General features: G+C 64.3%; 17 protein-coding genes and 1 pseudogene. 8 read left to right on the top strand and 10 right to left on the bottom strand.

Annotation, left to right across the window (positions count from 1 at the left end):
- Positions 1-53: 53 nt before the first annotated feature.
- From ACVILI_RS29740 to ACVILI_RS29695, 10 genes are all read right to left on the bottom strand, one after another.
- Positions 54-2,732, bottom strand: coding sequence for a nitrate reductase (locus ACVILI_RS29740; RefSeq protein ID WP_038649240.1), 2,679 nt, complete (start codon positions 2,730-2,732; stop codon positions 54-56).
- A 2-nt stretch (positions 2,733-2,734) separates the two neighbouring features.
- On the bottom strand, positions 2,735-3,064 hold the full coding sequence (gene nirD, locus ACVILI_RS29735) for a nitrite reductase small subunit NirD (RefSeq protein ID WP_019860900.1): 330 nt from the start codon (positions 3,062-3,064) through the stop codon (positions 2,735-2,737).
- Between the two features lie 5 nt (positions 3,065-3,069).
- Complete coding sequence (gene nirB, locus ACVILI_RS29730; RefSeq protein WP_038649237.1) at positions 3,070-5,520, bottom strand: nitrite reductase large subunit NirB; 2,451 nt, start codon at positions 5,518-5,520, stop codon at positions 3,070-3,072.
- An 8-nt stretch (positions 5,521-5,528) separates the two neighbouring features.
- On the bottom strand, positions 5,529-6,830 hold the full coding sequence (locus tag ACVILI_RS29725; RefSeq protein ID WP_240564797.1) for an MFS transporter: 1,302 nt from the start codon (positions 6,828-6,830) through the stop codon (positions 5,529-5,531).
- A 56-nt stretch (positions 6,831-6,886) separates the two neighbouring features.
- Entirely contained in the window at positions 6,887-7,078 is a 192-nt protein-coding gene (locus ACVILI_RS29720; protein ID WP_038649231.1) for a twin-arginine translocation signal domain-containing protein, read from the bottom strand.
- A 349-nt stretch (positions 7,079-7,427) separates the two neighbouring features.
- Entirely contained in the window at positions 7,428-8,666 is a 1,239-nt protein-coding gene (locus ACVILI_RS29715) for a CmpA/NrtA family ABC transporter substrate-binding protein (protein WP_038649228.1), read from the bottom strand.
- Entirely contained in the window at positions 8,663-9,265 is a 603-nt protein-coding gene (locus ACVILI_RS29710) for an ANTAR domain-containing response regulator (protein ID WP_027047351.1), read from the bottom strand. The genes ACVILI_RS29715 and ACVILI_RS29710 overlap by 4 nt, the downstream gene beginning before the upstream one ends.
- Before the next feature lie 137 nt (positions 9,266-9,402).
- Positions 9,403-9,732: a hypothetical protein gene (locus tag ACVILI_RS29705; protein WP_038649225.1), complete on the bottom strand. Its 330-nt coding sequence runs from the start codon at positions 9,730-9,732 to the stop codon at positions 9,403-9,405.
- 100 nt (positions 9,733-9,832) lie between these two features.
- The gene (locus ACVILI_RS29700; RefSeq protein WP_027047350.1) at positions 9,833-10,633 is read right to left on the bottom strand and encodes an endonuclease/exonuclease/phosphatase family protein; all 801 of its coding nucleotides are present in this window, start codon (positions 10,631-10,633) and stop codon (positions 9,833-9,835) included.
- 119 nt (positions 10,634-10,752) lie between these two features.
- Positions 10,753-12,216, bottom strand: a complete 1,464-nt coding sequence (locus ACVILI_RS29695; RefSeq protein WP_038649222.1) for a phospholipase D-like domain-containing protein — start codon at positions 12,214-12,216, stop codon at positions 10,753-10,755.
- Between the two features lie 304 nt (positions 12,217-12,520).
- Between ACVILI_RS29695 and ACVILI_RS29690 the strand changes: the two genes are divergently transcribed.
- The 8 genes and pseudogenes from ACVILI_RS29690 to ACVILI_RS29655 all read left to right on the top strand — a co-directional run bounded on the left by ACVILI_RS29690 (position 12,521) and on the right by ACVILI_RS29655 (position 22,028).
- Positions 12,521-12,715 carry a hypothetical protein gene (locus ACVILI_RS29690; RefSeq protein ID WP_038649219.1) on the top strand — a complete coding sequence of 65 codons (195 nt, stop codon included), beginning with the start codon at positions 12,521-12,523 and terminating at the stop codon, positions 12,713-12,715.
- 317 nt (positions 12,716-13,032) lie between these two features.
- Positions 13,033-13,968 (top strand): helix-turn-helix domain-containing protein, encoded by a 936-nt coding sequence (locus ACVILI_RS29685; protein ID WP_457102711.1) that lies wholly within the window; start codon positions 13,033-13,035, stop codon positions 13,966-13,968.
- A gap of 194 nt (positions 13,969-14,162) precedes the next feature.
- Positions 14,163-14,681 carry a helix-turn-helix domain-containing protein gene (locus ACVILI_RS29680; protein ID WP_240564796.1) on the top strand — a complete coding sequence of 173 codons (519 nt, stop codon included), beginning with the start codon at positions 14,163-14,165 and terminating at the stop codon, positions 14,679-14,681.
- A 197-nt stretch (positions 14,682-14,878) separates the two neighbouring features.
- On the top strand, positions 14,879-19,744 hold the full coding sequence (locus ACVILI_RS29675) for a beta strand repeat-containing protein (RefSeq protein WP_457102710.1): 4,866 nt from the start codon (positions 14,879-14,881) through the stop codon (positions 19,742-19,744).
- 12 nt (positions 19,745-19,756) lie between these two features.
- Complete coding sequence (locus ACVILI_RS29670) at positions 19,757-20,317, top strand: invasion associated locus B family protein (protein WP_019860888.1); 561 nt, start codon at positions 19,757-19,759, stop codon at positions 20,315-20,317.
- Positions 20,318-20,330: 13 nt separating this feature from the next.
- Positions 20,331-20,999, top strand: coding sequence for a hypothetical protein (locus ACVILI_RS29665; protein WP_240564794.1), 669 nt, complete (start codon positions 20,331-20,333; stop codon positions 20,997-20,999).
- 36 nt (positions 21,000-21,035) lie between these two features.
- Positions 21,036-21,497, top strand: a complete 462-nt coding sequence (locus tag ACVILI_RS29660) for a DUF4189 domain-containing protein (RefSeq protein WP_027047348.1) — start codon at positions 21,036-21,038, stop codon at positions 21,495-21,497.
- Positions 21,482-22,028: pseudogene (locus tag ACVILI_RS29655) on the top strand (invasion associated locus B family protein). Before ACVILI_RS29660 ends, ACVILI_RS29655 begins: the two are co-directional and overlap by 16 nt.
- Positions 22,029-22,213 lie beyond the last annotated feature (185 nt).

The following is a 22,213-nucleotide window of genomic DNA, read 5'->3' as shown; positions in this document are numbered from 1 at the left end:
TTGGACAGGTTTGGCGCGGCCTCGCGGACCGCTCAATCACACGGGATTGCGGCTCACTCGGCCGCTTGAATGCGGCTCGCCTGGATGAGGGCGCGGATCTCCGACCTGCAGGAGCCGCAATTGGTGCCGGCCTTCAGCGCGCCGCCGATGGCTTCGACGGTGGTGCAGCCGGCTGCCACTGCCGCCACGATCTGGTTGGCTCCGACGCTGAAACAGGAGCAGACGGTCGCGCCCGCGTCCGGCCGTTCGGCACCGGCACGACCGGCGACGATCCTGAAGCGCTCGCGCTGGCTGGCGTGGACCTCTTCGAGCTGTTCGGCCGCCCAGCCGCGCGATACCGCGACAGGGCCCCGGGCGACGAACAAAGCACCCGTGAGGTGCTCACCGTCGAAGGCGGCGATGCGGTGCTGGCCGGCGTCGCGGTCGTGATAGGCGAGCATTTCGGCCGAGGGGGCCTCGAAGAGCGAGCCGGCGAAGGCTGTCCAGTCGGCGTCGTCGTTGGCAAAGGCAAGTTCAACCCGCCATCCGCCCCGGCACCTGGCAACCGCCCAGTAGTCAGCGGCAATCGCCTCGGGACGGCGGCGCATCACGGCGAACGCAAAGGCCTTTGCGGCAAATTTCTCGATGCGGGCCGCGACATGTTTCAGGGCCGGCTGGCCTGAGACCGGATCGATGAGCGGTGCGGTCAATGCGTCGAGCCGGCCTTTTGCCGCGAACTGATCGGTCCAGTGCATCGGCGCGAAGACGCTGCCTTGGCGCTGGCGTGGCGTGATCAGGGCGCGGACCAGCACGTCGCCGCGCGGGCTGGAGATACGCACGATGTCGGCGTCGCCGATGCCGTGGTGCTGCGCGTCCAGGGGATGGATTTCGACAAAGGGCTCGGCGATGTGCTGGGACAGGCGCGGGCTTTTGCCGGTGCGCGTCATCGTGTGCCAATGGTCGCGGATGCGGCCGGTGTTGAGGATGAGCGGGAAGTCGGGGGTGGTGCGGGTTTCCGTGGTGGGACGGATGGCGATGAAGCGGGCTTTGCGGTCGGCTGTGTAGAAATGGCCGTTGGCGAAGAAACGGGTGGGGTGCTGCTCTGTCGTGCCGCCTCCTGGGCTCGGCGCTGGCCATTGGAACGGCGCCAGCCTTGCATAGCCCTCAGCATCAATTCCGGCATAAGCCCCAATATCGAAGTCCCGCCCACCATCATTCTCGAACCCCGACAGCGCGGCGTGCTCGCCAAAGATCTCCGCCGGCGTCTCGTGCGCGAACGCCTCGCCAAAACCCATCCGCCGCGCCACCTCCGCGATGATCCACCAGTCGGGCCTCGCCTCGCCGGGCGCCGACAGAAACGACCGCTGGCGCGAGATGCGGCGCTCGGAGTTGGTGACGGTGCCGTCCTTTTCGCCCCAGGCGGCGGCGGGCAGCCGGACATGGGCGTGACGCACTGTGTCGGTGCTGGCCAGGACATCCGAAACCACGACGAACGGGCAAGCCTTGATTGCTGCTTCGACGGCGTCCGCGTCCGGCATCGAATCGACCGGGTTGGTGGCCATGACCCACAGCGCCTTGATGCGCCCGTCGGCCACGCCTTGAAACATCTCGACGGCCTTCAGCCCGGGCTTTTGCGCGATGCCGGGCGCATTCCAGAAGCGCTGGACGCGGTCGCGGTGTTCGGGATTTTCGATCTCCATATGGGCGGCGAGCATGTTGGCCATGCCACCGACCTCGCGGCCGCCCATGGCGTTGGGCTGGCCGGTCACCGAGAACGGGCCGGCTCCCGGTTTGCCTATGCGGCCGGTGGCGAGATGGCAGTTGATGATGGCGTTGACCTTGTCGGTGCCGGACGACGACTGGTTCACGCCCTGGCTGTAGACGGTCACCGTCTTCGCGGTCGCGGCGAACAGGCTGTAGAAACGGCCAAGTTCGTCTTCGCTCAGGCCTGTTGCTGTGGCAACACTGGTGAGATCGAGCGCCGATGCGGCGAAAAGAGCTTGCCCGAAGCCGGTCGTGTGCGCCGTGATATAGGCGCGGTCGAGTGCATTGTGCTGGCCGAGCCAGGCTAGCAGGCCGGTGAACAGAGCGACATCGCCATCGGGCGCGATCGCCAAATGCATGTCGGCGATATCAGATGTCATGGTGCGGCGCGGATCGACCAGCACGATCTTCATCTCCGGCCGCTTTTCTCGGGCAGCGGCAATGCGCTGGTAGAGCACGGGGTGGCACCAGGCGAGGTTGGAGCCGACCAGCACGATGAGGTCGGCGCGTTCCAGATCCTCATAGGTTCCCGGCACCGTGTCGGAGCCGAAGGCGCGGCGGTGGCCGGCGACGGACGAGGCCATGCACAACCGCGAATTGGTGTCGATGTTTGCCGAGCCGACGAAACCCTTCATCAGCTTGTTGGCGAGGTAGTAATCCTCGGTCAGCAGCTGACCCGAGACATAGAAGGCGACCGCATCCGGTCCGTGCTCGGCGATGGTTTGCGAGAAGGTCGAAGCGACGTGGTCGAGCGCCTCGTTCCAGCCTGTCCGGCGGCCGTGGATTTCGGGATGAAGCAGCCTGCCGTCGAGGCCGATGGTCTCGGCCAGTGCCGAGCCCTTGGAGCAGAGCCGGCCGAAATTCGCGGGATGATCGGGGTCGCCGCGGACGGACACTTGCCCGTCCGCGGCGACCTTCGCCAGCACGCCGCAGCCCACCCCGCAATAGGGGCAGGTGGTCCTCACCTCGCGTGCTGCGTCGATCTCCATGGTCAGGCGGCGCAGCTCGCCAGCGCTTCCAGCGCCAGGAACAGGCGCTCGCCCTCGACCTTGACTGGGATGGTGCGCACCGCGCCCTCATCGGCGCCGAGCGCCTTGCCTGTCTCCAGCGAGATCACCCAATTGTGCAAGGGGCAGGTTACCGCCGCGCCATGGACGATGCCTTGGCTCAGCGGCCCGCCCTTGTGCGGGCAATGGTCGTCGATGGCATAGACCTGATCGTCCTGGGTGCGGAAGACCGCGACCTTGCCTTGCGGGGTGGCGACACAGCGCGCACCACGGCGGGGGATGTCGGAGAGGGAGCCGATGGCGATCCAGTTCATTGGGCTCACTCCGCCGCCTGCGCAAACCCGACCGAAGCCATCGGCCGGAATTCGTGCTTGTCCTTGCCGGAGACGCGTTCCGACCATGGATCGACCTGGGCGAATTTCTGGCTGAAGACGAAGCGGTCGTAGTAGGCTTTGCGCTTGGCATCGTCGTCCATGATCTGGCGCTTGATCTCGGGGATGCCGATGCGTTTAGCCCATTTGTAGATGCGTTCGAGATATCGGCCTTGCTCACGGTACATCTGCGTCAGCGCCACGATGTGCTCCAGCGCCTCGTCTTCTGTCTTCACAAGGCCGAGCACTTCGGTGCCCTTGATGTCGAGGCCGGCGGCACCGGCGAAATGAATCTCGTAGCCTGAGTCGACGCAGATGACGCCGACATCCTTGCAAGTCGCCTCGGCGCAGTTCCTCGGACAACCGGACACCGCCATCTTGACCTTGGCCGGGGTCCACGACCCCCACATGAATTTCTCGATGCGAATGCCCAGCCCCGTCGAATCCTGCGTGCCGAAGCGGCACCAGTCGGAGCCGACGCAGGTCTTCACCGTGCGCAGGCCCTTGGCATAGGCATGGCCGGAGACGAAGCCGGCCTGGCCGAGATCGGCCCACACCGCCGGCAAATCTTCCTTGCGGATGCCCAGCATGTCGATGCGCTGGCCGCCGGTGACCTTGACCATCGGGATCTCGAACTTGTCGACGACATCGGCGATGGCGCGCAGTTCGGCGGCATTGGTGACGCCGCCCCACATGCGCGGCACCACCGAATAGGTGCCGTCCTTCTGGATGTTGGCATGCACCCGCTCATTGATGAAGCGCGACTGGTAGTCGTCGGCATAGTCGTCCGGCCAATCGCAGACGAGATAGTAGTTGAGCGCCGGCCGGCATTTGGCGCAGCCGCAGGAGGTCTTCCATTCCAGCTCCTGCATGACGGCGGGAATGGTCTTCAGGTGCTTGGCCTTGATCAGCCGGCGCACCTCGTCGTGGCCGAGCGTGGTGCAGCCGCACATCGGTTGCACGGCCGCAGGGTTGTAGGTGTCGCCGAGGGTCAGCACCATCAGCTTCTCGACCAGCCCGGTGCAGGAGCCGCAGGAGGCCGACGCCTTGGTGTGGGCGCGCACATCGTCGAGCGAGGTCAGGCCCTTGGCCGTGATCGCGCCGGTGATCTTTCCCTTGCAAACGCCGTTGCAGCCGCAGATTTCCGCATCATCCGGCAAGGCTGCAACGGCCGCCATAGGGTCCAGCGGGGCACCCCCCTGGTATGACTGGCCGAAGATCAACGTATCGCGCATTTGCGAAATATCGGTCTGCTTCTTCTTGAGATCGTTGAACCAGGCGCCATCGGCCGTCTCGCCATAGAGCACGGTGCCGATGATGCGGTCGTCCTTGAGCACCAGCCGCTTGTAGACGCCGGCCGAGGCGTCGCGCAGCACGATCTCCTGGCGGTCGTCGCCATCGGCGAAGTCGCCGAGCGAGAACAGCTCGATGCCGGTGACCTTAAGCTTGGTCGGCGTGTCCGAATGGACGAAGGCAGCGGTCTCGTCGCCGGCAAGCTGGCTCGCCGCAACGCGCGCCATTTCGTAGAGCGGTGCGACCAGCCCGTAGACCATGCCGTTGACCTCGGCGCATTCGCCGAGCGCGTAGATGTCGGGGTCGTTGCTGCGCATGCCGGCATCGACGACGATGCCTCTGTTGACGGCGATGCCTGCCTCCTTCGCCAGCGCCGCATTCGGCCTTATGCCGACGGCCATGACCACCAGCGTCGCCGGTATGATGGTGCCGTCGGAGAGTTCCACCTGCTCCACCTTGCCATTGCCCGTGATCGCCTGCGTATTGGCCTTGGTGATGACCTTGATGCCGCGTTGTTCCACCGCGCGCTGCAGGAGGTAGCCGGCGGCCGGATCGAGCTGGCGCTCCATCAGCGTCGGCATGACATGCAACACGGTGACGTCCATGCCCTGTGCGTTGAGACCCGCCGCCGCCTCCAGGCCGAGCAGGCCGCCGCCGATAACCACGGCCTTGGCCCGCGACTGCGCGGCGAGCATCATGGCGCGGACGTCGTCGAGATCGCGATAGGTCAGCACGCCGGGCAGATTGTGGCCGGGCACCGGAATGATGAAGGGCACCGAACCGGTGGCGATGACGAGCTTATCGTAAGGTTCGGTGACACCGTGATCGGAGGTGACGGTCTTCGCCTGCCGGTCGATGGCGACAATCTTGTGGCCCTTGTAGAGGGTGATGCCGTGCTTGATGTACCAGCCGTCACCGTGGATGATGATCTCCTCATAATCCTTCTCGCCCGACAGCACCGGCGACAGCATGATGCGGTCGTAGTTCACGCGCGGCTCGGCGTTGAAGATGGTGACCTGGTAGCGGCTGGGCGCCTTTTCCAGCAAATGCTCCAGCATGCGCCCGGGGGCCATGCCGTTGCCGATGATGACGAGTTTCTCGGTCATGTCCGGTCTCACTCTGCCGCGTAGGAAAGGGGTGACGCTTCGGCAGAAGCCGCGCGCTGCATCCTGCGGATGGAAAGGTGCATCCAGGCAAAGCCTGTGACGACGATGACGAAGAGCAGCATGAAGCAGCTCGACCACACGCCCGTGAGGTCGTTCAGCGCGCCGAAGGCGATCGGCAGGATGAAGCCGCCGAGCCCACCGATCATGCCGACCACGCCGCCGACCGCCCCAACGCTCTGCGGATAGTAGGCGGGGATATGCTTGTAGACGGCGGCCTTGCCGAGGCTCATGAAGAAGCCGAGCACGCAGGCGACGGCGATGAAGGCGAGCGGGCCGATCTCGAAATGGAAGGCGATCGGACCGCTAATGCCGCGCACGACGTAATCTGCCGAGGGGAGAGACAGAACGAGAGTCGCGACGGCACTGACCACGAAGGTCCAGTAGAGGACGGTGCGGGCGCCGATCCGGTCGGACAGCACGCCGCCATAGGCGCGGAAGACGCTCGCGGGAATCGAATAGGCGGCGCCGATCATGCCGGCGGTCGCAAGGCCGAAGCCGTAGACGCCGATCAGGTAACGCGGCAGCCACAGCGACAGCGCAACGAACGCGCCGAAGGCGAAGAAATAGTAGAAGGCGAAGCGCCAGACCTGCAGGTTCTTGAGAGGCGCGAATTCCTGCCAGAAGCTTCTGGTCGGTGCTGCCTTGCCGGCGCGGCGCTCGCGGATGACCGGATCGTCGCCGGTGGTGAACCAGAAGATGGCGGCCATGACGACGAGCGCGGCGGCCCAGATCAGCGCCACCGACTGCCAGCCCCAGGAGAGCAGCACGAAGGGCGCCAGGAACTTGGTTACAGCGGCCCCAACATTGCCGGCGCCGAAGATGCCGAGGGCCGTGCCCTGCCTGTCTGCGGGGAAGAAGCGCGAGACATAGGACACGCCGACGGCGAAAGAGCCGCCGGCGAGTCCGACGCCGAGTGCGGCAACCAGCATCTGCCCATAGTTGTGCGCAAAGGCCAGCAGGAAGGTCGCGACCGCGGCGGCAAGCATGGTCGCGGTGTAGACCAGCCGTCCGCCATAGCGGTCGGTCCAGACACCGAGCACCATGCGCACGAGCGAGCCGGTCAGGATCGGCGTGCCGACGAGCAGGCCGAACTCGGTCTCGTTCAGCCCGAGTTCCTGCTTTATGCGCACGCCAATGATCGAGAAGATCGTCCACACCGCGAAGCAGACGGTGAAGGCGATGGTGGACATCACGAGCGCCTGCCGGGGAGCACTGTCCTGGCTGGGCGCGGCTGCGAGATTTGCGGTCATTGTCTGGCTCCGTTTTGCGGCGTGGGAGGCGCCGCGAATGTTTTGTGGGTCAATGATCAGCGGCGCGGCACCGATGCATGCAACGAGACCGAGCCCGCCGCGGCCAGGTTCTTGCTTTCAGTCTTGGCGCTGGCGGGAAATAAAAGGAGCGCGGCGGTGAATAGCGCCGCAGTCAGCGCGCTGCTGACGAGAAAGTCGCGGCGGGTGAAATCCTTGAGCGTCGTGGCCGTTCCGATCCGTACTGTCATCGTCGTCTCCGCCTGGCACCACTTGGGATCGGTGCCGCCGATTGCGTGAAAACAAAAAAGCCGCCGGCCAGGTCTTCGCGCCCGAGAGACCGGGAGCGCGTTTTGACCTGAGCGGCAGCTTTGCCTGTGGCGCCCGCCATTGGACGCCTGTTCCGTGACCCATAAAGGGCCTGGTTATTTCAATGCAGGAACCGTGCCAGTTTAGATTGAAAGGAAAAACATAAATGAAATCAGCGATTCTTGGCCGTCGAGGGCGTGCAGCGCTACATGGCGAGCAGGCCAAAGATTGTTCATGAGGACCATTGTGCGCACAATTTTTGTGCAATGCACAAGAGTGGCGCCGAAATGATCAGGCTTCCGTGCGGACCGATTTCTGGCTCGCTATGTAGGTGTCGATCTCGTCGGGATCGAAGATCTGGCCGTCGAAGAAACCGTCCGGGCCGAGCACCAGGCCGGCGCCGGTCGCGCCGACGGCGGTTGCGGCCTTGAGCGCGCCCTCGACCTTGGCGTTGGCGCCGGGAAGCGCGACACCGAGCGGCTTAAGCGCCGAGCGGTAGAGATCGGGCCGGTAGCAGTCGCGCGCTATGGCGAGATTGCCGGGCGTGTGGGCGACATGTCCCCAGCGCACCATCTGGGTGTAGAACCACAGCGCATGGCTCTTCCACGGAAAGTTCGCCGCCTTGTCGAAAGGCAGGAAGAAGTCGTCGATATCTCGCTCCGCCCCGCCGCCCAATTGCAGATGGCCGGTCAGGATCGGCATCTGCACCGCCGGCGGCTGGCCGAGGAAGCCGGGCTGCGCCATCACCGCGGCCAATTCGGCGTGGTTGGCCGGATCCTGGCACCAGCGCGCCGAATGGTGCAGCGCGCGCAGCAGCGCCGCCAGCGCCTCGGGATTCTCGTCGGCCCAGGCCTTGCGCACGCCGATCACCTTCTCCGGGCTGTTGCGCCATATCTGCGCCTTGACGGTGACGATATGGCCGGTGCCGGCGGCGACCGCGGCGCTGTTCCAGGGCTCGCCGACGCAGTAGCCGTCGATGCGCCCGGTGGCCAGCGCATCGGCCATGAAGGGCGGCGGCACAATGACGATCTCGATTTTGCGGTCTGGGTCGATGCCGCAAGCGGCCAGCCAGTAGCGCAGTTCGTAATTGTGCCCGGAATGCGGATGCACGACGGCAAAGCGCAGCGGTTCGCGGCCCGCGACCGCCCGATCGCGAATAAATGCGCGCAGTGCCGCGCCCGCGCGCGCGGGATCGAGATCGGCTTCGGCACCATGCGCCGCCATGCCGGCCCAGACAGCGTTGGAGACGGTGACGCAATTGCCGCCGAGCCCGAGCGAGAACGGCACGATGGTCTCGGAAGCGAGCGGCGTCAGCCCGAGATTGCAGGCGAGCGGCATGGGCCCCAGCATATGCGCGAGATCGAAGTGGCCGATGGCGATGCGGTCGCGGATGTTGGCCCAGGAGGTTTCGCGGTGCAGCGTCAGCCCAATGCCTTCGCGGGCGGCGAAACCAAGCTCGCTGGCGGCGACCAGCACGGCGCTGTCGAAAAGCGGCATGAAGCCGGCGGTGATCTGGTGCCTCATGCTCATTCGTCCTCCGCCGGCCCCAGCAGCCCGGCCGCCGTCACCAGGCTCTGGGCGATGTCGCTGATCTTGCGGTTCTGGTTCATCGCCGTCTTGCGCAGCAGCGTGTAGGCGGCCTCTTCGGAGAGGCCGCGCGACTTCATCAGAATGCCCTTGGCGCGATCGATGACCTTGCGGCCCTCAAGTTCACTGCGCGCCTCTTCCAGTTCGCGCGCCATGCGCGAGAAGGCATTGAAGCGGCTCACCGCCATGTCGAGGATCGGCTTGACGCGCTCTTGCCGCAGACCGTCAACGACATAGGCGGACACGCCGGCATCGACCGCGGCCTCGATCGAGGCCTGGTCGGAGCGGTCGACGAACATGGCGATCGGGCGCTTCACGGCGCGCGACAGCTGGAACATGTTTTCGAGCATATCGCGGTTGGGGTTTTCGAGATCGATGACGATGACGTCGGGTTCGATCTCAGCAATCCGCCGGGCAATGCCGGTCACGTCATGGATGACAGTGACAAGCTGATGGCCGGCCTCGCGCAGGCCGGCCTCGATGATCGAGGCGCGGATGCGATTTTCATCGATCACCAGGACGGCTAGGGAGGATCGGACCATGCCTGCATTGTGGGCAAGGCCGAGAAATTGTGCAATGCGGCATAGCACGCCGGTTGAAGGAGCGTGGCTATGCCGCACTATCGCTTGCCGCTGGATCGCCTGTGAAAACGGCGCGGCGCTTTTATTTCATGGGTAGATCAGCCGCAGACGCGGACCTGCTCGATCACCTTGTGGTGGTGGCGCCAGTGCTTGACCAGTTCGATATGGCAGCGGTGATGGCGGTGGTGGCGTCGATAGTCGCCATTGTAGTTGCCATCATACTGCACGTTCTGGTCGTCGCCATACTGGTTGTCGTAATTCTGCCGGTGATGGCGGCGAACGACGATCTGGCCGTTGTCGGACTGATCGTCCGATGAATATTGGTTGCCATCGTCGGATTGGATAATCACGCTTGCGGCTTGTGTCGGCGCAATGACTGCGGCTGTGGCGGCCAATGCCACCATGGAAGCCAGAAATAGCTTTTTCACGTCTCGTCCTCCTGTGGTTCAGTGCGTATCAACTCGCGGAGAGAATTAGCGTTCCAAAATGAATCGCGGCGCTTTTCGAAGCCGGGACGACAAGTCGGTTCTACAGGCGAACGAAGGCCGTGAGCGGGAGATGGTCGGAGGCGACGCGCGAAAGCGGCGTGTCGTGCGCTTCCACGGCTGCGATCATCCCGTGCCGGTTGGTCATGATCCTGTCGAGCGCCAAAAGCGGCAGGTTCGAGGGGAAGGTGGGAACCGCCGGTGGCTGCGGCCCGAACGTCGCGTGCAGCGTGTTGAGCGCCGAGCGGTTGCCGAGCCGCCATTCATTGAGGTCGCCAAGCAGCAAGGTCGGCTTTTCGTCCGGGCTGCTCATGAGATCGAGCACGACACGGGCCTGCTGCGAGCGCGAATGGCGCAGCAGGCCGAGATGGGCGGCGATAATGCGCAGCGTCTCGCTCCCGTTCAATTCGATCTCCGCCACCACCGCACCGCGCGGCTCCAGGCCCGGAAGCCTGATCTGATGCACGTCGCGGACGACGCCCTTCTTGAACAGGAGGACATTGCCGTGCCAGCCATGGCCCTTGCCGGTGGCCGAAATCGGCACCGGCACCAGGCCGGTTTCCCGCTCGAGGCGAGGCAGATCCAGCAGGCCATCACGGTCGCCGAAACGGTTGTCCGCCTCTTGTAGCGCGATCACGTCGGGGTCGATTTCGCGAATGACGCGGCTGGTGCGCTCTGGATCGAACTTGCGATCGACGCCGATGCATTTGTGGACGTTGTAGGAGGCGACCAAAGTTCCAGTGGCGGCGGTCGCCTTGTGCGCAGCCGCGTTTGCCTTGCGCATCCGCCTGTCGCGAATGGTCAAAAGCATGCTCGCCGGGAGGCTACGCCCGCTCATCCGCATCACATGTTCGCCATTTCAGCCGCTCTCACCACACACCTCAAATAGAGCCTTTGCGTCTATGTTCCATGACCGACGTCAAACTATTCGGCAAACACGTCTTTCTATTAAAGCCAGGGGTTCTAGAGATAGGGCGATCCCAGCCACAGAATACGATCGAACAGCCGGATGATGAATGGCCGAGCCCGCAAGGAGTCCAGCGTGACGGGAACGGCCGCTTCGATCGCCGATCCGATCCGGGCTTCGATCTCGCGGGCAAAGCCTGCGTCGAGGACCTCCAGATCGATCTCGAAGTTCAACCGCAGCGACCGGGCATCGAGGTTGGACGAGCCGACATAGGCCCACACGCCGTCGATCGAAAGCAGCTTGGAATGGTCGAATGGGCCTTCCGTGCGCCATATGCGGCAATAATTCTTCAGGATCTGGTCGAATTGCGCGGTCATGGCGCGGTCGACGAGGAAGAGATTGTTGACAGCCGGCACCACTACATCGATCTCGACGCCGCGCCGGGCGGCGGTGATCAAGGCGCTGATCAGTTCGCGGTCCGGCAGGAAATAGGGCGACATCAAACGGATCGACTTGCGCGCCACCGAGAAGGCGCCGATCAGCAGCTTGTGATTGGTCTCGTTGCTGGCATCCGGCCCGGATGCGACCGCCCGCACCAGCATCGGCTGGCCGGGGGCCGGCGACAGCGGGGCAATTCGCCAGGCATCGCCCTTCAACGCTTCGTTGGTGGCGAAGCGCCAGTCTTCGGCAGCGACCGAGAACAGGTCGGCGACGACAGGTCCGGTGACCTTGAAATGCGTGTCCCTGGCGCTGTTGGAGCCTGCGAACTCAGCCGAAAATCCCTTGCGGATGTTCATGCCGCCGGTGAAGACAACCGTGCCGTCGACCACCAGGATCTTCCGATGGGTTCTGAGATTGGCGTAGGGCAGGCGCAGGCCCATGACGATATTGCCGTTGAAGACATCGGCGGGGATGTTGGCGCGGCGCAGATGGCCGAGGATGCTGGGAACGGAGTAACGGGCACCGACGGCGTCGATCAGCACGCGAACGGTAACGCCGCGCACGACGGCACCGGCCAGCGATTCGACGAAAAGCAGGCCGACGGCGTCATTGTCGAAAATATAGGTCTCGAGCAGGACGCTGCGCTCGGCGCCATCGATCGCCGCGCACATGGCGGCATAGGCCTCGTCGCCGGTCTCCAGCACGTCGATGGCGTTGCCCGGGTTGAGCGCGCGCCGCGCCACCCTGTCGCCCAGCGTCCGCAGGCCGGTGAAGCGCTGACCGTAGCGCTCGGCGATCAGGGCTTCTTCTGCGGCGATGTCGCGCTCATGCTTGGAGGATACCGCGTCGCCGGCAAGCGGGCGCTGCGCGGTGATCGTGGCGCGACGGATGCGGTTGATGCCGGCGACGGCATAGATCAGCACGCCGAGGATCGGTGACAGCACCATCACGCCGACCCAGCCGGTGGCTGCGCGCACATCCTCCTTGGTCATGACGGCATGGGCAATGCCGACGGTCGCCATGACCGCCGAGATGATCGCCAGGATTTGGGTCCAATGAGTCGCAATGGTCTCGAACATTGCCGGGACTATCCAGCGAGCGGTTGCAGAAGGCAATGCGGCCGGTTCATGCCGCGCATTCGCCGGGTGGCGGTCGCGACCCGGGTGGGGAGATCTAGTCCCAGGCAGAGTTTGAACCGATGAAGTTCCTCTGAACTCCCGCCTGGGAAAACCAACTTAACGCGAGGGAAAGCATAGAGATGGCCTGGTCCGGCATCGTCCTGGTCGTCCAGGGCTTCCTGTACTTTGGTACCACATCTGTTGTATATCAGGGGGAACGAAATTAGCGGTGTAACACTTTAATTGGAGGCGGGGGGAGCGCCGAATGATGAGATTCAACTTCAAGGGGCCTCCCGTGGGGGATGCCGACATGTCGGTCCAGTGCCAGGGCCAGTTGCTGCCTTTCGTCCAGGAAATCGTCCAGGCGGCGGTCGCGGCCGGCTGGAATCGGGACGATGTCCTCCTGGCCTTTGTCGAACTCACCTGGGATCTGTACGAGAAGCGTAGCGGTGATCCGTAGCCGCCGCTCGTGACCTGTTGGCTCGGCGCCCCATCTTGCCTAGCCGCCGATTTCGGTGCCAAAAAAACGAAGCAATGGATTCTCGGAAGCCTCGCCACGGCTGATAAACGAAACTCGGGCATGGCGAACACCTGCCGTTCCCGTGGAATGGAATGCTCGTCAACTTCTTCGGTCGGTCATTTTTTCTGTCTTTTCGCGAATAAGAATTTTTCTTTGCGCATGGGAGTTCTTCCCTAGCCGAGACGCCTGCGTTACGTTGGTTCCGGGTTCGGGCAAAGGGGATTTCAGGCGGCGGCAAGGCGGCTGAGGCGACGCGAATGAAAAATGCGGGCGAAGCTCGGGAAAGCGGCGTTTCCCGAGGCGTCGATCGGGTAGCCCGATATGTCCTGGACATCATTCCAGAAAGTGCCGGTCCCAGAAGAGCCACCGCACGTGGCAGCGTCATCCATTCCGTCCGCGGTCCCGGGTCGCAGACGTTCCTGGCCAAGGAACATTCCACGGGCATCGTGCTGAAGCCCGGACGCAAATTCAGAGCCTCGCTCGGCAGCGACAAGATCACGGAATACGATGCGCCGGTCGGATGCCTTGTCATCAATCCCGCTGGAGTCGACAGCAGCCTCACCTTGTCGCAGACCAGGGAAAACGCCGTCGTTTCCATCTCTCCCGAAGCACTGTCGGAGTTGGCTGCGCACGAATTCGATCGTTCCGATGTGGAACTTGAACCGCCTGCGTTCGGCAAGGTCGACCTGAAGGCGCTCAATATTCCCCAGATGATCACCATTCCCCAGATGATCACCGCCGAGCTGACCGGCAAGCTGCCGCCGAACGCTCTCTACCTGGACTCGCCGCTCACCGTGTTCGGCGTCCATCTGCTGCGCACCTACACCGGCCGCAGCCGGCCGGCGGCGTCGGCCAAAGGCGGGCTCTCCGCCGCTGGTGCTCGGCGCGTGCGCGAGTACCTCGACGAGAATTTCGTGCGAAAGGTCATGGTCGCCGAACTGGCGTCGGTCGCCGGGGTTTCCTCCAATCATTTCATAGCAAGGTTCGCCAGCACGTTCGGCATTCCGCCGCATCGCTACCTGATCAACCTGCGCCTGGACTTCGCCGAAAAGTTACTCGTTGACGGCGAGCTAGCAATCGCCGAAATCGCCTACCTCGCCGGGTTTTCGGATCAGAGTCATCTGGCCGCAACCATGAAGAAATACAGGGGCAGAACACCGACCATGACCGGATATGCGCCGGGCAGAAACTGAAAGCCTGGGATGGCAAAGTGGCAACACCTGCCGTCCGATAATCCAAGACCGGAATTTCCTACAAGGCTTCCGGAGTTTTCCAAAATACGTCCGTCACCACTATGCCCCAGGCATTACCGGAGTCATTCGAAATAGCATGGAGCCTGTGCATTATTCGCCATCTGGCCGGACTGATCGAATGAACCGGAGCGACAATGCAGCAACAGCTCGATCAATCACGAATTGTCTTTGGGGGGAACGGGGAGGGCGGTCTCGGGTTGAAGTGCATCTGCGAGATATCAAGGGACCGAAAGATGCGGTCTGAAGATGGCCCTCCGGGATCGGCGTCCGGACCCGGTCCCGCGCGACTGCCGGCGCTGAACGTGAAAGGCGGCCTTTCCGCCCACAGCGCGCGCAAGGTGCAGGAATTCCTGGATCAGAATTTTACGCGCAAGATAGCGCTTGCAGAGATGGCGGCGGTTTGCGGGCTTTCATCCTATCATTTCGTGCGGGCTTTCTCCCGGACGTTCCGGGTGCCGCCGCATCAATATGTGCTTGATCTGCGGCTGGACTTCGCCGAGCGGCTGCTTGCCGAAAGCGGCATGACGATCGCCGATATCGCGCATTTGAGCGGCTTTTCGAGCCAGAGCCATTTTACTACCGTAATGAAGAAATACCGGCGATTGACGCCATTGCAGGCCCGCTTCGGCAAGCTTAATTCGAAGCTTAGGTGATATATTGATCGCTTGATTCTTTTACTTTGCCTTATTAAAGCACGAACTAAAGTAACTATCCGTTAACTCCCGCGAAGTTGCCGCAGTTTTTCTGACAAAACAGCAATTTCCTGAAATACGGCAAACCAGAATCGTGGCTTTCTGCGAGTGCTGGAATTTGTCAGACATTTCCTGGCGGCTGGCGAACGGAGAGGACCATGACCGACAATCAGATTTCGAGTGGCTCGTTTGTTCAGCATCGCGCGGCGCATTTCGCCAGGCATTGGATAGCCGGGGCTGATGCCCGCTCTCGCTCGGTTCGCCGCCGGCTGATGGCGGTCCTGCGCATGGCGCATAGCGTGCTCGGCATGCGCCGCAAGCGCCTGCGCCTGGGAGCGCTGGGCGCCGGTGGGGCGCTCGGGGCTGTGGTGGGGATCATGATCCCGCAGGCGGCGCTCGCGCAAGTTGTCATTGGCAACGGGGTTCTGACAAACGCCGCGAACTGCACGAACCCCTCCGCAGGGGTGCAAAGCATAGCGATCGGTTGTGGCAACACCGCCCCCGGCGCCGCCTCAACCGCCGTTGGCAATAACGCCCACGTGAATGGCAATAACGGCGTGGCGTTGGGCACCGGTATCACCGCTACAGGCGATGCTTCGATCGCCATTGGCTATGCGATGGGTGCCAATGGCCTCAACGCCATAGGCATAGGTGTCTTCGCGAACGCGACCGGCGTCAATGCTCTTGCCGTAGGCGGGAACGCCCGCGCACTAGTGGATGGAGCATCAGCCTTTGGCGTCAACAGCACCGCAAATGGGGCGAACGCCGTCGCCCTCGGCTCAACGGCCAGCGCTTCGGGTGGCGCCTCGGTGGCGATTGGATTGTCCTCCAACGCCTCATCGGCAAACGGTTCAGCCATAGCCATGGGCGTCGGCGCCAAGGCAAACGCTGGAGCGGGCGGCGGTTCTCCCGTTTCCATCGGCACGAATGCCAATGCAAGCGGCACCGCTCCTGCCGGCTTCACGTTCGAGGCCGTCGCGCTCGGCACAGCTTCAACCGCAACGGGGGCATGGTCGGCCGCGGTAGGCTCGAGCGCATCCGCGACCGGGACCGGGTCCAGCGCGTTCGGAACCTCCGCCACAGCGTCGGCGAACCAGTCCACGGCAATCGGTAACGGGGCGGCCGCCTCCGGTGTCGGGACCACGGCGATGGGTTACCTGGCCAAAGCCGCCGGGACGAATGCCGTTTCGGTTGGCAACCAGGCCAGCGCCGGAGGGTTGAACTCGCAAGCTCTCGGCAACGTCGCCAATGCTTCGGGCAACTTCGCGCTGGCGCTCGGCAATTCGGCCGTGTCGAGCGGAGTAGGCTCCGTCGCGGCGGGCTCAGGAGCCCAGGCCACGGGCGTGTCCGCCACCGCACTCGGCAACAACGCCGCGGCGACCGCTGCGAACGCAAGTGCGCTGGGATTGGGCGCCACTGCGGGCGGTGTAGACGGCACGGCGATCGGCAAGCAGGCCAATGCGAGCGCGCAAGACGCCATCGCCATGGGCACCACCTCAATTGCGAGTGGCACCGCCAGCACAGCGGTTGGCAACGTCGCCGTCGCCAGCGGCGCGAACGCCTCCTCGTTCGGGTCCGGCGCGAATGCCACAGGAGACAATTCCCTCGCTGCCGGCGTCAGCGCCAACGCCGGCGGACTCGACAGCACCGCTCTCGGCATCGGAACCGTAGCCAGCGCCGACAATTCCACTGCCGTCGGACGTGAAGCCCGCGCCACCGGACTCAACAGTACCGCACTCGGCCGCGGCGCCCAAAGCAGCGCCGTGAACTCCATCTCTCTCGGCGCTGGGACGAGGGCGACCGGGATAGGCGCCGTCTATGTCGGCTCAAGCACTTTTGCAACGAGCGCCAGTGGAGACAACGCCATCGGCATCGGCACGGACGTGACGGCGTCTGAGGACGACGCCATTGCAATGGGGCGCGACAGCCAGGCGACGGCAACCAACGCCATCGCTGTCGGTCTACAGTCCGCCGCGCTCTCCGCCGACTCCGTCGCCATCGGCACGGGCGCGACTACCGATGGCGGCAAGGCCGTGGCCATCGGCGCCGGCAACACAGCCTTTGGCGACGGCGCAGTCGCAATCGGCGATCCGAGTTATGCCAGCGGTACCGGCGCCTTTACCGGCGGCGCCAACAACATCGCCAACAGCGATGGCACGGCGAGCGCCACCGCGGCCAATATGGCGGCGGGCGCTGTCGCCATCGGCAACAACAACAAGGCGATCGGGCAGGGCTCCGTTGCCCTGGGCAATGGCTCGACTGCTGGTGCTGCCGGCCTTGCGGGCAGTGTCGCGCTGGGCAATGGCGCGACGGCGGCTGCGAGCTCCGGCGATGTGGCGCTTGGCTCTGGCTCGGTGACCGTCGCAGCGGTGGGCACGCCCAATGCCGTGATCAACGGCACGACCTATGCCTTCCAGGGCATCAATCCGACCTCGACGGTCAGCATCGGCGCGCCGGGTGCGGAGCGCACGCTCACCAATCTGGCGGCGGGGCGGATCAGCGGGTCCTCGACCGATGCGGTCAACGGCTCGCAGCTCTTCGCCACCAACCAGGCGGTCGATGCCATCGGCACCACGCTCAACAACATCGATGTCGGCGGCGGCATCAAGTATTTCCACGCCAATTCGGCCCTGCCGGATTCCCAGGCCCTTGGAACGAATTCCGTCGCTGTCGGACCCAACGCCGTGGCCAACAATGCTGGTGACGTCGCGATCGGCCTGAATTCGACGTCAGGAGCAACGACCAATGTCGGCGGAGCCACGATCGGCGGCGTGAACTACACCTTCGCCGGCGGCACGCCGGCGGGCGCCTTCTCGGTCGGGTCGGCCGGCGCCGAGCGTCAGATCCAGAACGTCGCGGCCGGACAGTTGAATGGCGGCTCGACCGACGCGGTCAACGGCTCGCAGCTCTTCGCCACCAACCAGCAGGTGACCGCCAACACCACAGCCATCGCCAATATCGGCAGTGGTGTCACCAATCTTGGCAACACGATCAACAACATCGCCGGCGACACCTCGACCGCCTATACCGACGCCAATGGCATAGGCATCCGCTACGCCCGCACCAACGAGGCCGGGCTGGCGCAAACCGATTCCTTCGCGCAAGGGGTAGGCTCCACCGCCGTCGGCTACCAGGCGACCGCGACCGGCGTCAGCGGGCTGGCGCTCGGCCGCGACACACTGGCCAGCATTGACGGCAGCGTGGCGCTTGGTTCGGGTTCCGTGTCCGACCGGGCGGTGGCGCCCGCAACCGGCCAGATCGCGGCCGGTCCTTCCAACTTCATCCAGTACAACACCACCGACAAGACGCTGCTCGGCGCCGTGTCGGTCGGCACCGCCACGTCCTACCGCCAGATCACCAATGTGGCTGACGGCACGCAGGCGCAGGATGCCGTCACCGTGCGCCAGCTGCAGGGTGTGATCGCCTCTGTCTCGGCGACGTCGACCAAGTATTTCCACGCCAATTCGGCGGCCGGCGACTCGCTCGCGGTGGGTGCCGAGTCGGTCGCTGTCGGCCCGACGACGGTCGTCAACGGCGACAATGGCGTCGGCATCGGCAACGGCGCCATTGTCGACCAGACCGCTCCGGGCGGCACGGCCATCGGCCAGAACGCCCATGTCATGCTGGCCGACGGACTGGCCCTCGGCACCAATTCGCTGGCGTCCGGCATCCAGTCGGTGGCGCTTGGCGCCGGCGCCCAAAGCACCTTCATCAACAGCGTCGCGCTGGGCTCGCAGTCCATCACCACGGTCGGCGCCCAGGCCGGCTACACGGCCTTTGCACTCACCGCCCCACAGACCTCGTTCGGCGAAGTGTCGATCGGCGCCGCGGGAGCCGAACGCAAGCTCACCAATGTCGCGGCGGGCTCGGCCAATACCGATGCGGTCAACGTCTCCCAGCTTAAGGGCGTGTCGCAAAACGTCGCCAATCTGTTCGGCGGCAGCACCACGGTCAATCCCGACGGGTCTATCACCGGACCGACCTATACCATCCAGGGCAACACTTACTCGACCGTCTATGACGGGTTCACGGCCGTCAACAACGCGCTGACCAACATCAGCAATGGCGGCGGCATCAAGTATTTCCACGCCAATTCGACGCTGGCCGACTCCACCGCCAGCGGCACAGACAGCGTGGCGATAGGGCCGGCCAGCGTGGCCAGCGGCACCAACAGCCTTGCCGCCGGCAATGGCTCGACGGCCACGGGCCAAGGCGCGGTGGCGCTCGGCCAGGGCGCCAAAGCCAACAACGCCAATGACGTGGCGTTGGGTTCGGGCTCGGTGACGCAGACCGCGGTCGGCACCTCCAGCACCGTCATCAACGGCAAGACCTACGCCTTCGCTGGCACCACCCCGATCGGGACCGTCAGCGTCGGCCACGCAGGCGCCGAGCGCACGATCACCAATGTCGCCGCCGGACGGGTCAACGCCGGCAGCACCGACGCGATAAACGGCTCGCAGCTCTACGCCACCAACACGGCGGTCGAGGATTTGAAATCGGGCCTTGGATCGCTCACCCAGAATGCCGTCACCTATGACACCAATCCGGACGGCAGCAAGAAGAACAGCATCACGCTGCAGGGTGGCGACGTCAACGCGCCGGTGGTCATCTCCAATGTCGGCCCGGGTGTTGCCGGCACCGATGCGGTCAACGTCACCCAGATGAACAACCGTGTCGATTACGCCATCAACACGTCCAACAGCTACACAGACAAGGTGGCCGCCACGACCTTGCAGCAGGCCAACAACTATACCGACCAGAAGCTCAGCCAGCTCAACAGCGACTTGGGCGGCATACGCGACGAAGCCCGCCAGGCGGCGGCGATCGGCCTTGCGGCTGCCTCGCTGCGCTACGACGACCGTCCCGGCAAGCTGAGCGTCGCGGCCGGCGGCGGCTTCTGGCGGGATTCGAGCGCCTTGGCCTTCGGTGCGGGCTACACGAGCGAGGACGGCCGCATCCGCGGCAACGTGTCGGGCACGGCCGCTGGCGGTCATGTCGGCGTCGGCGCCGGCATCACACCTTGAACTGAGGCAGGAATGAAAGGACTTGTCGTACTGACTTGCCTGGCGCTCTGCGGCGGCCTCGCGCCGGCCGCGGGGCAGGTTGCGTCGCCCTACAGGATCAAGCCTTCGGATGTGGTGCTGCCGCCCGACGTGAAACTGGGAACCTATCAGCGCACGATCCGTCCCTTCGAAAACTGGACGCTGATCTGCGACGAGAACCTCAAGGCGCGCAAGAAGGTCTGCAATGTCTCGCAGGTGATCGAGGACTCCTCGGGCAACATGGCCTTCAGCTGGTCGCTGGCCGCTACGCAGGACGGCAAGCCCTACATGATCGTCCGCACCGCGCCGAACGCCAGGAGCGACGGCCTGGTGTCGCTGAAGTTCGACGGGCGGGACCAGGCGATCGACGTCCACCTGAACGGCTGCAATGAAGTGGTCTGCGTCGGCATGCTGCCGGTCGGCCCCGTCATGCGCCAGCAGATCTCGCAGAACGCCACGCCGGCGATTTCCTATCCGACCGTCGACGGCAAGACGATCACCGTGACCGCAGCAACACTCAAGGGGCTGACGGCAGCCCTTTCGCCACTCAAATGACCGGGGCAGCACAATGAGCCAGCAGGACCAGTTCATGTCCGCAAAACGCAGCAGCCCGGCCGTCGAGGCGGATCGGCAGCGGATCGTCGAACCCAGGCGGCGGCGATGGCCGCGCGTCGTCGGATTTTCATTGTTGGGGCTCGTCGTGGCGGGCCTTGGTTTCGCCGCCGGGAACTATGCCGCGATCGCCAATCTGGTCGGCAGCGCGACCGCCGCACAGGCCGAGAGAGCCAACCCCGCACTTCCGGACACGCCTTTCCTCGAGCACGTCAAGCAGGCCGGGGTGCAGGCCTGTTCGACCATCTATCCGGTGCTCGGGCAGATCTTGACGACAGGCACGAAATACAGCGTCAAATCCTTGTGGAACGACCAGGCCGCCGACAAGCATGCGGTCCAGGCCTTCGTCGGCATGGACTATGCGACGGAACGCTATAGCGGGCCTGCCGCCGGCGTCGTTTTCGCATCGCCCACCGCTTCGGGCTGCGAGGGGACGATGGTGCGGGTGGCGCCGTTCGCCAGCCCGTGCGCCGACCTCCCGTCCATTCTTCCACAAGGCAGCAAGATCACCGACCATCTCGGGCAGGTGGAGGTGTACGAGCTCGGCGGCAATGCCGGTGAGGCCCTTCTCTTGCCGACAGGCAAAAGCTGCGTGGTGATCTCCGTCGCTTCAGCGGCGAAGTAGGCGAAGCGACCAGGATCAAGGAAAGGGGTGCCGACCATGAGATTGCGGGCTTTGGCAGTTTTGGGCTTGACCTTGTTGTGGAGCGGACACGTCGTCTCGGCCGACCTGGTGGCGCCTTCGGAGCCGCAGCAGGAGGAAAAAGGCATCTGGGCGGCCATCGCCTATTCGCAGTCCGACAGCAAATACGGCTTCTTCTGGGGGGCGGACAAGCGGCAGGAGGCGAAGGACATCGCGCAGAAACATTGCGAGAACGCCGGCGGCAAGGCGTGCAACGTCGTCTCCGTCTTCCGCAACCATCGCCATTGGACTGACGACGACGAAACCGGCTTTCCCTACAAGCACTGCGGCGCGCTGGCCATGGCCGACAAGGTCGAGAACCGTTTCACGCCCTGGGGCGTGAACTCGGCAGAGACCCGCCGGGAGGCCGAAGACCTCGCCTTGCAGGCCTGCGAGGCGTCAGGGGCCAAATGCAAGATCCGTGAATGGGTCTGCACATGAAGCGTGGCCTCAAGGCCGCCTGCGCATACGGGGCAATCGCATTCTCGTTGATGCCGCCAGCGTCGGCTGAACAGCAGACTGCGACTGCTCCAAATGGGCCGTCATCGCTGCGCGAAGTCTATCAGGACTGGAGCGTGGCTTGCTCTGTCCAGGAGAATGCGAGGGTCTGTACGCTTTCGCAGGACCAGGTCCAGCAGAACGGCCAAAGGCTGCTTGCCATGGATACAAAGGCGCGCGGACGGGTCGACGATGGCCACCCTGCTTCTGCCCTTCGGCATCTTGCTCGATCCGGGGGTGACGCCCCAGATCGACGATCAGCCGCCATTGTCCCCGCAGCGCTTCAGGACCTGCTTGCCGACAGGCTGCATCGCGGTGTTTTCCATTGACCGATCCGTGCTCGGAAAGCTGAGGGTAGGCGAGGTGCTGAAGCTCAATGTCACGACAGATGCACAGACGCCGCTGACATTCCCAGTGTCGCTGCACGGCCTGACCGCGGCGCTCGACCGCATGGTCGCATTGAGCGCACGGTAGGGACAAGGGCGGCGGCCTGTGATGCCAACTGGCCTTCGCCGGGTTCCGTGGAACGTTGGCGTGCCGAGGCCGTCCCCGGTGCCACACGGGCGCCCGCATGGCAGCAGGTCGGAATCGTCGTCGCGGCGAGAGCCTTTGAGCACACTCCGATGCATCAGGATCTTTGAGGATCCTCGGGTGCTCGG

The sequence above is a fragment of the Mesorhizobium sp. USDA 4775 genome (assembly GCF_054062655.1).
Note: the sequence above shows the minus strand (reverse complement) of the source record. Positions and strands in the feature narration are given on the sequence as shown.

What these genes read in the sequence shown, in the direction of transcription:
- ACVILI_RS29660 (WP_027047348.1), top strand. Translation starts at nt 21,036, where the DNA reads ATGAGATTGCGGGCTTTGGCAGTTTTGGGCTTGACCTTGTTGTGGAGC.
- nirB (WP_038649237.1), bottom strand. Translation starts at nt 5,520, where the DNA reads ATGACCGAGAAACTCGTCATCATCGGCAACGGCATGGCCCCCGGGCGC.
- ACVILI_RS29690 (WP_038649219.1), top strand. Translation starts at nt 12,521, where the DNA reads ATGATGAGATTCAACTTCAAGGGGCCTCCCGTGGGGGATGCCGACATG.
- ACVILI_RS29700 (WP_027047350.1), bottom strand. Translation starts at nt 10,633, where the DNA reads ATGCGGATGAGCGGGCGTAGCCTCCCGGCGAGCATGCTTTTGACCATT.
- ACVILI_RS29670 (WP_019860888.1), top strand. Translation starts at nt 19,757, where the DNA reads ATGAAAGGACTTGTCGTACTGACTTGCCTGGCGCTCTGCGGCGGCCTC.
- ACVILI_RS29695 (WP_038649222.1), bottom strand. Translation starts at nt 12,216, where the DNA reads ATGTTCGAGACCATTGCGACTCATTGGACCCAAATCCTGGCGATCATC.
- ACVILI_RS29680 (WP_240564796.1), top strand. Translation starts at nt 14,163, where the DNA reads ATGCAGCAACAGCTCGATCAATCACGAATTGTCTTTGGGGGGAACGGG.
- ACVILI_RS29665 (WP_240564794.1), top strand. Translation starts at nt 20,331, where the DNA reads ATGAGCCAGCAGGACCAGTTCATGTCCGCAAAACGCAGCAGCCCGGCC.
- ACVILI_RS29725 (WP_240564797.1), bottom strand. Translation starts at nt 6,830, where the DNA reads ATGACCGCAAATCTCGCAGCCGCGCCCAGCCAGGACAGTGCTCCCCGG.
- ACVILI_RS29715 (WP_038649228.1), bottom strand. Translation starts at nt 8,666, where the DNA reads ATGAGCATGAGGCACCAGATCACCGCCGGCTTCATGCCGCTTTTCGAC.
- nirD (WP_019860900.1), bottom strand. Translation starts at nt 3,064, where the DNA reads ATGAACTGGATCGCCATCGGCTCCCTCTCCGACATCCCCCGCCGTGGT.
- ACVILI_RS29685 (WP_457102711.1), top strand. Translation starts at nt 13,033, where the DNA reads ATGAAAAATGCGGGCGAAGCTCGGGAAAGCGGCGTTTCCCGAGGCGTC.
- ACVILI_RS29675 (WP_457102710.1), top strand. Translation starts at nt 14,879, where the DNA reads ATGACCGACAATCAGATTTCGAGTGGCTCGTTTGTTCAGCATCGCGCG.
- ACVILI_RS29720 (WP_038649231.1), bottom strand. Translation starts at nt 7,078, where the DNA reads ATGACAGTACGGATCGGAACGGCCACGACGCTCAAGGATTTCACCCGC.
- ACVILI_RS29710 (WP_027047351.1), bottom strand. Translation starts at nt 9,265, where the DNA reads ATGGTCCGATCCTCCCTAGCCGTCCTGGTGATCGATGAAAATCGCATC.
- ACVILI_RS29740 (WP_038649240.1), bottom strand. Translation starts at nt 2,732, where the DNA reads ATGGAGATCGACGCAGCACGCGAGGTGAGGACCACCTGCCCCTATTGC.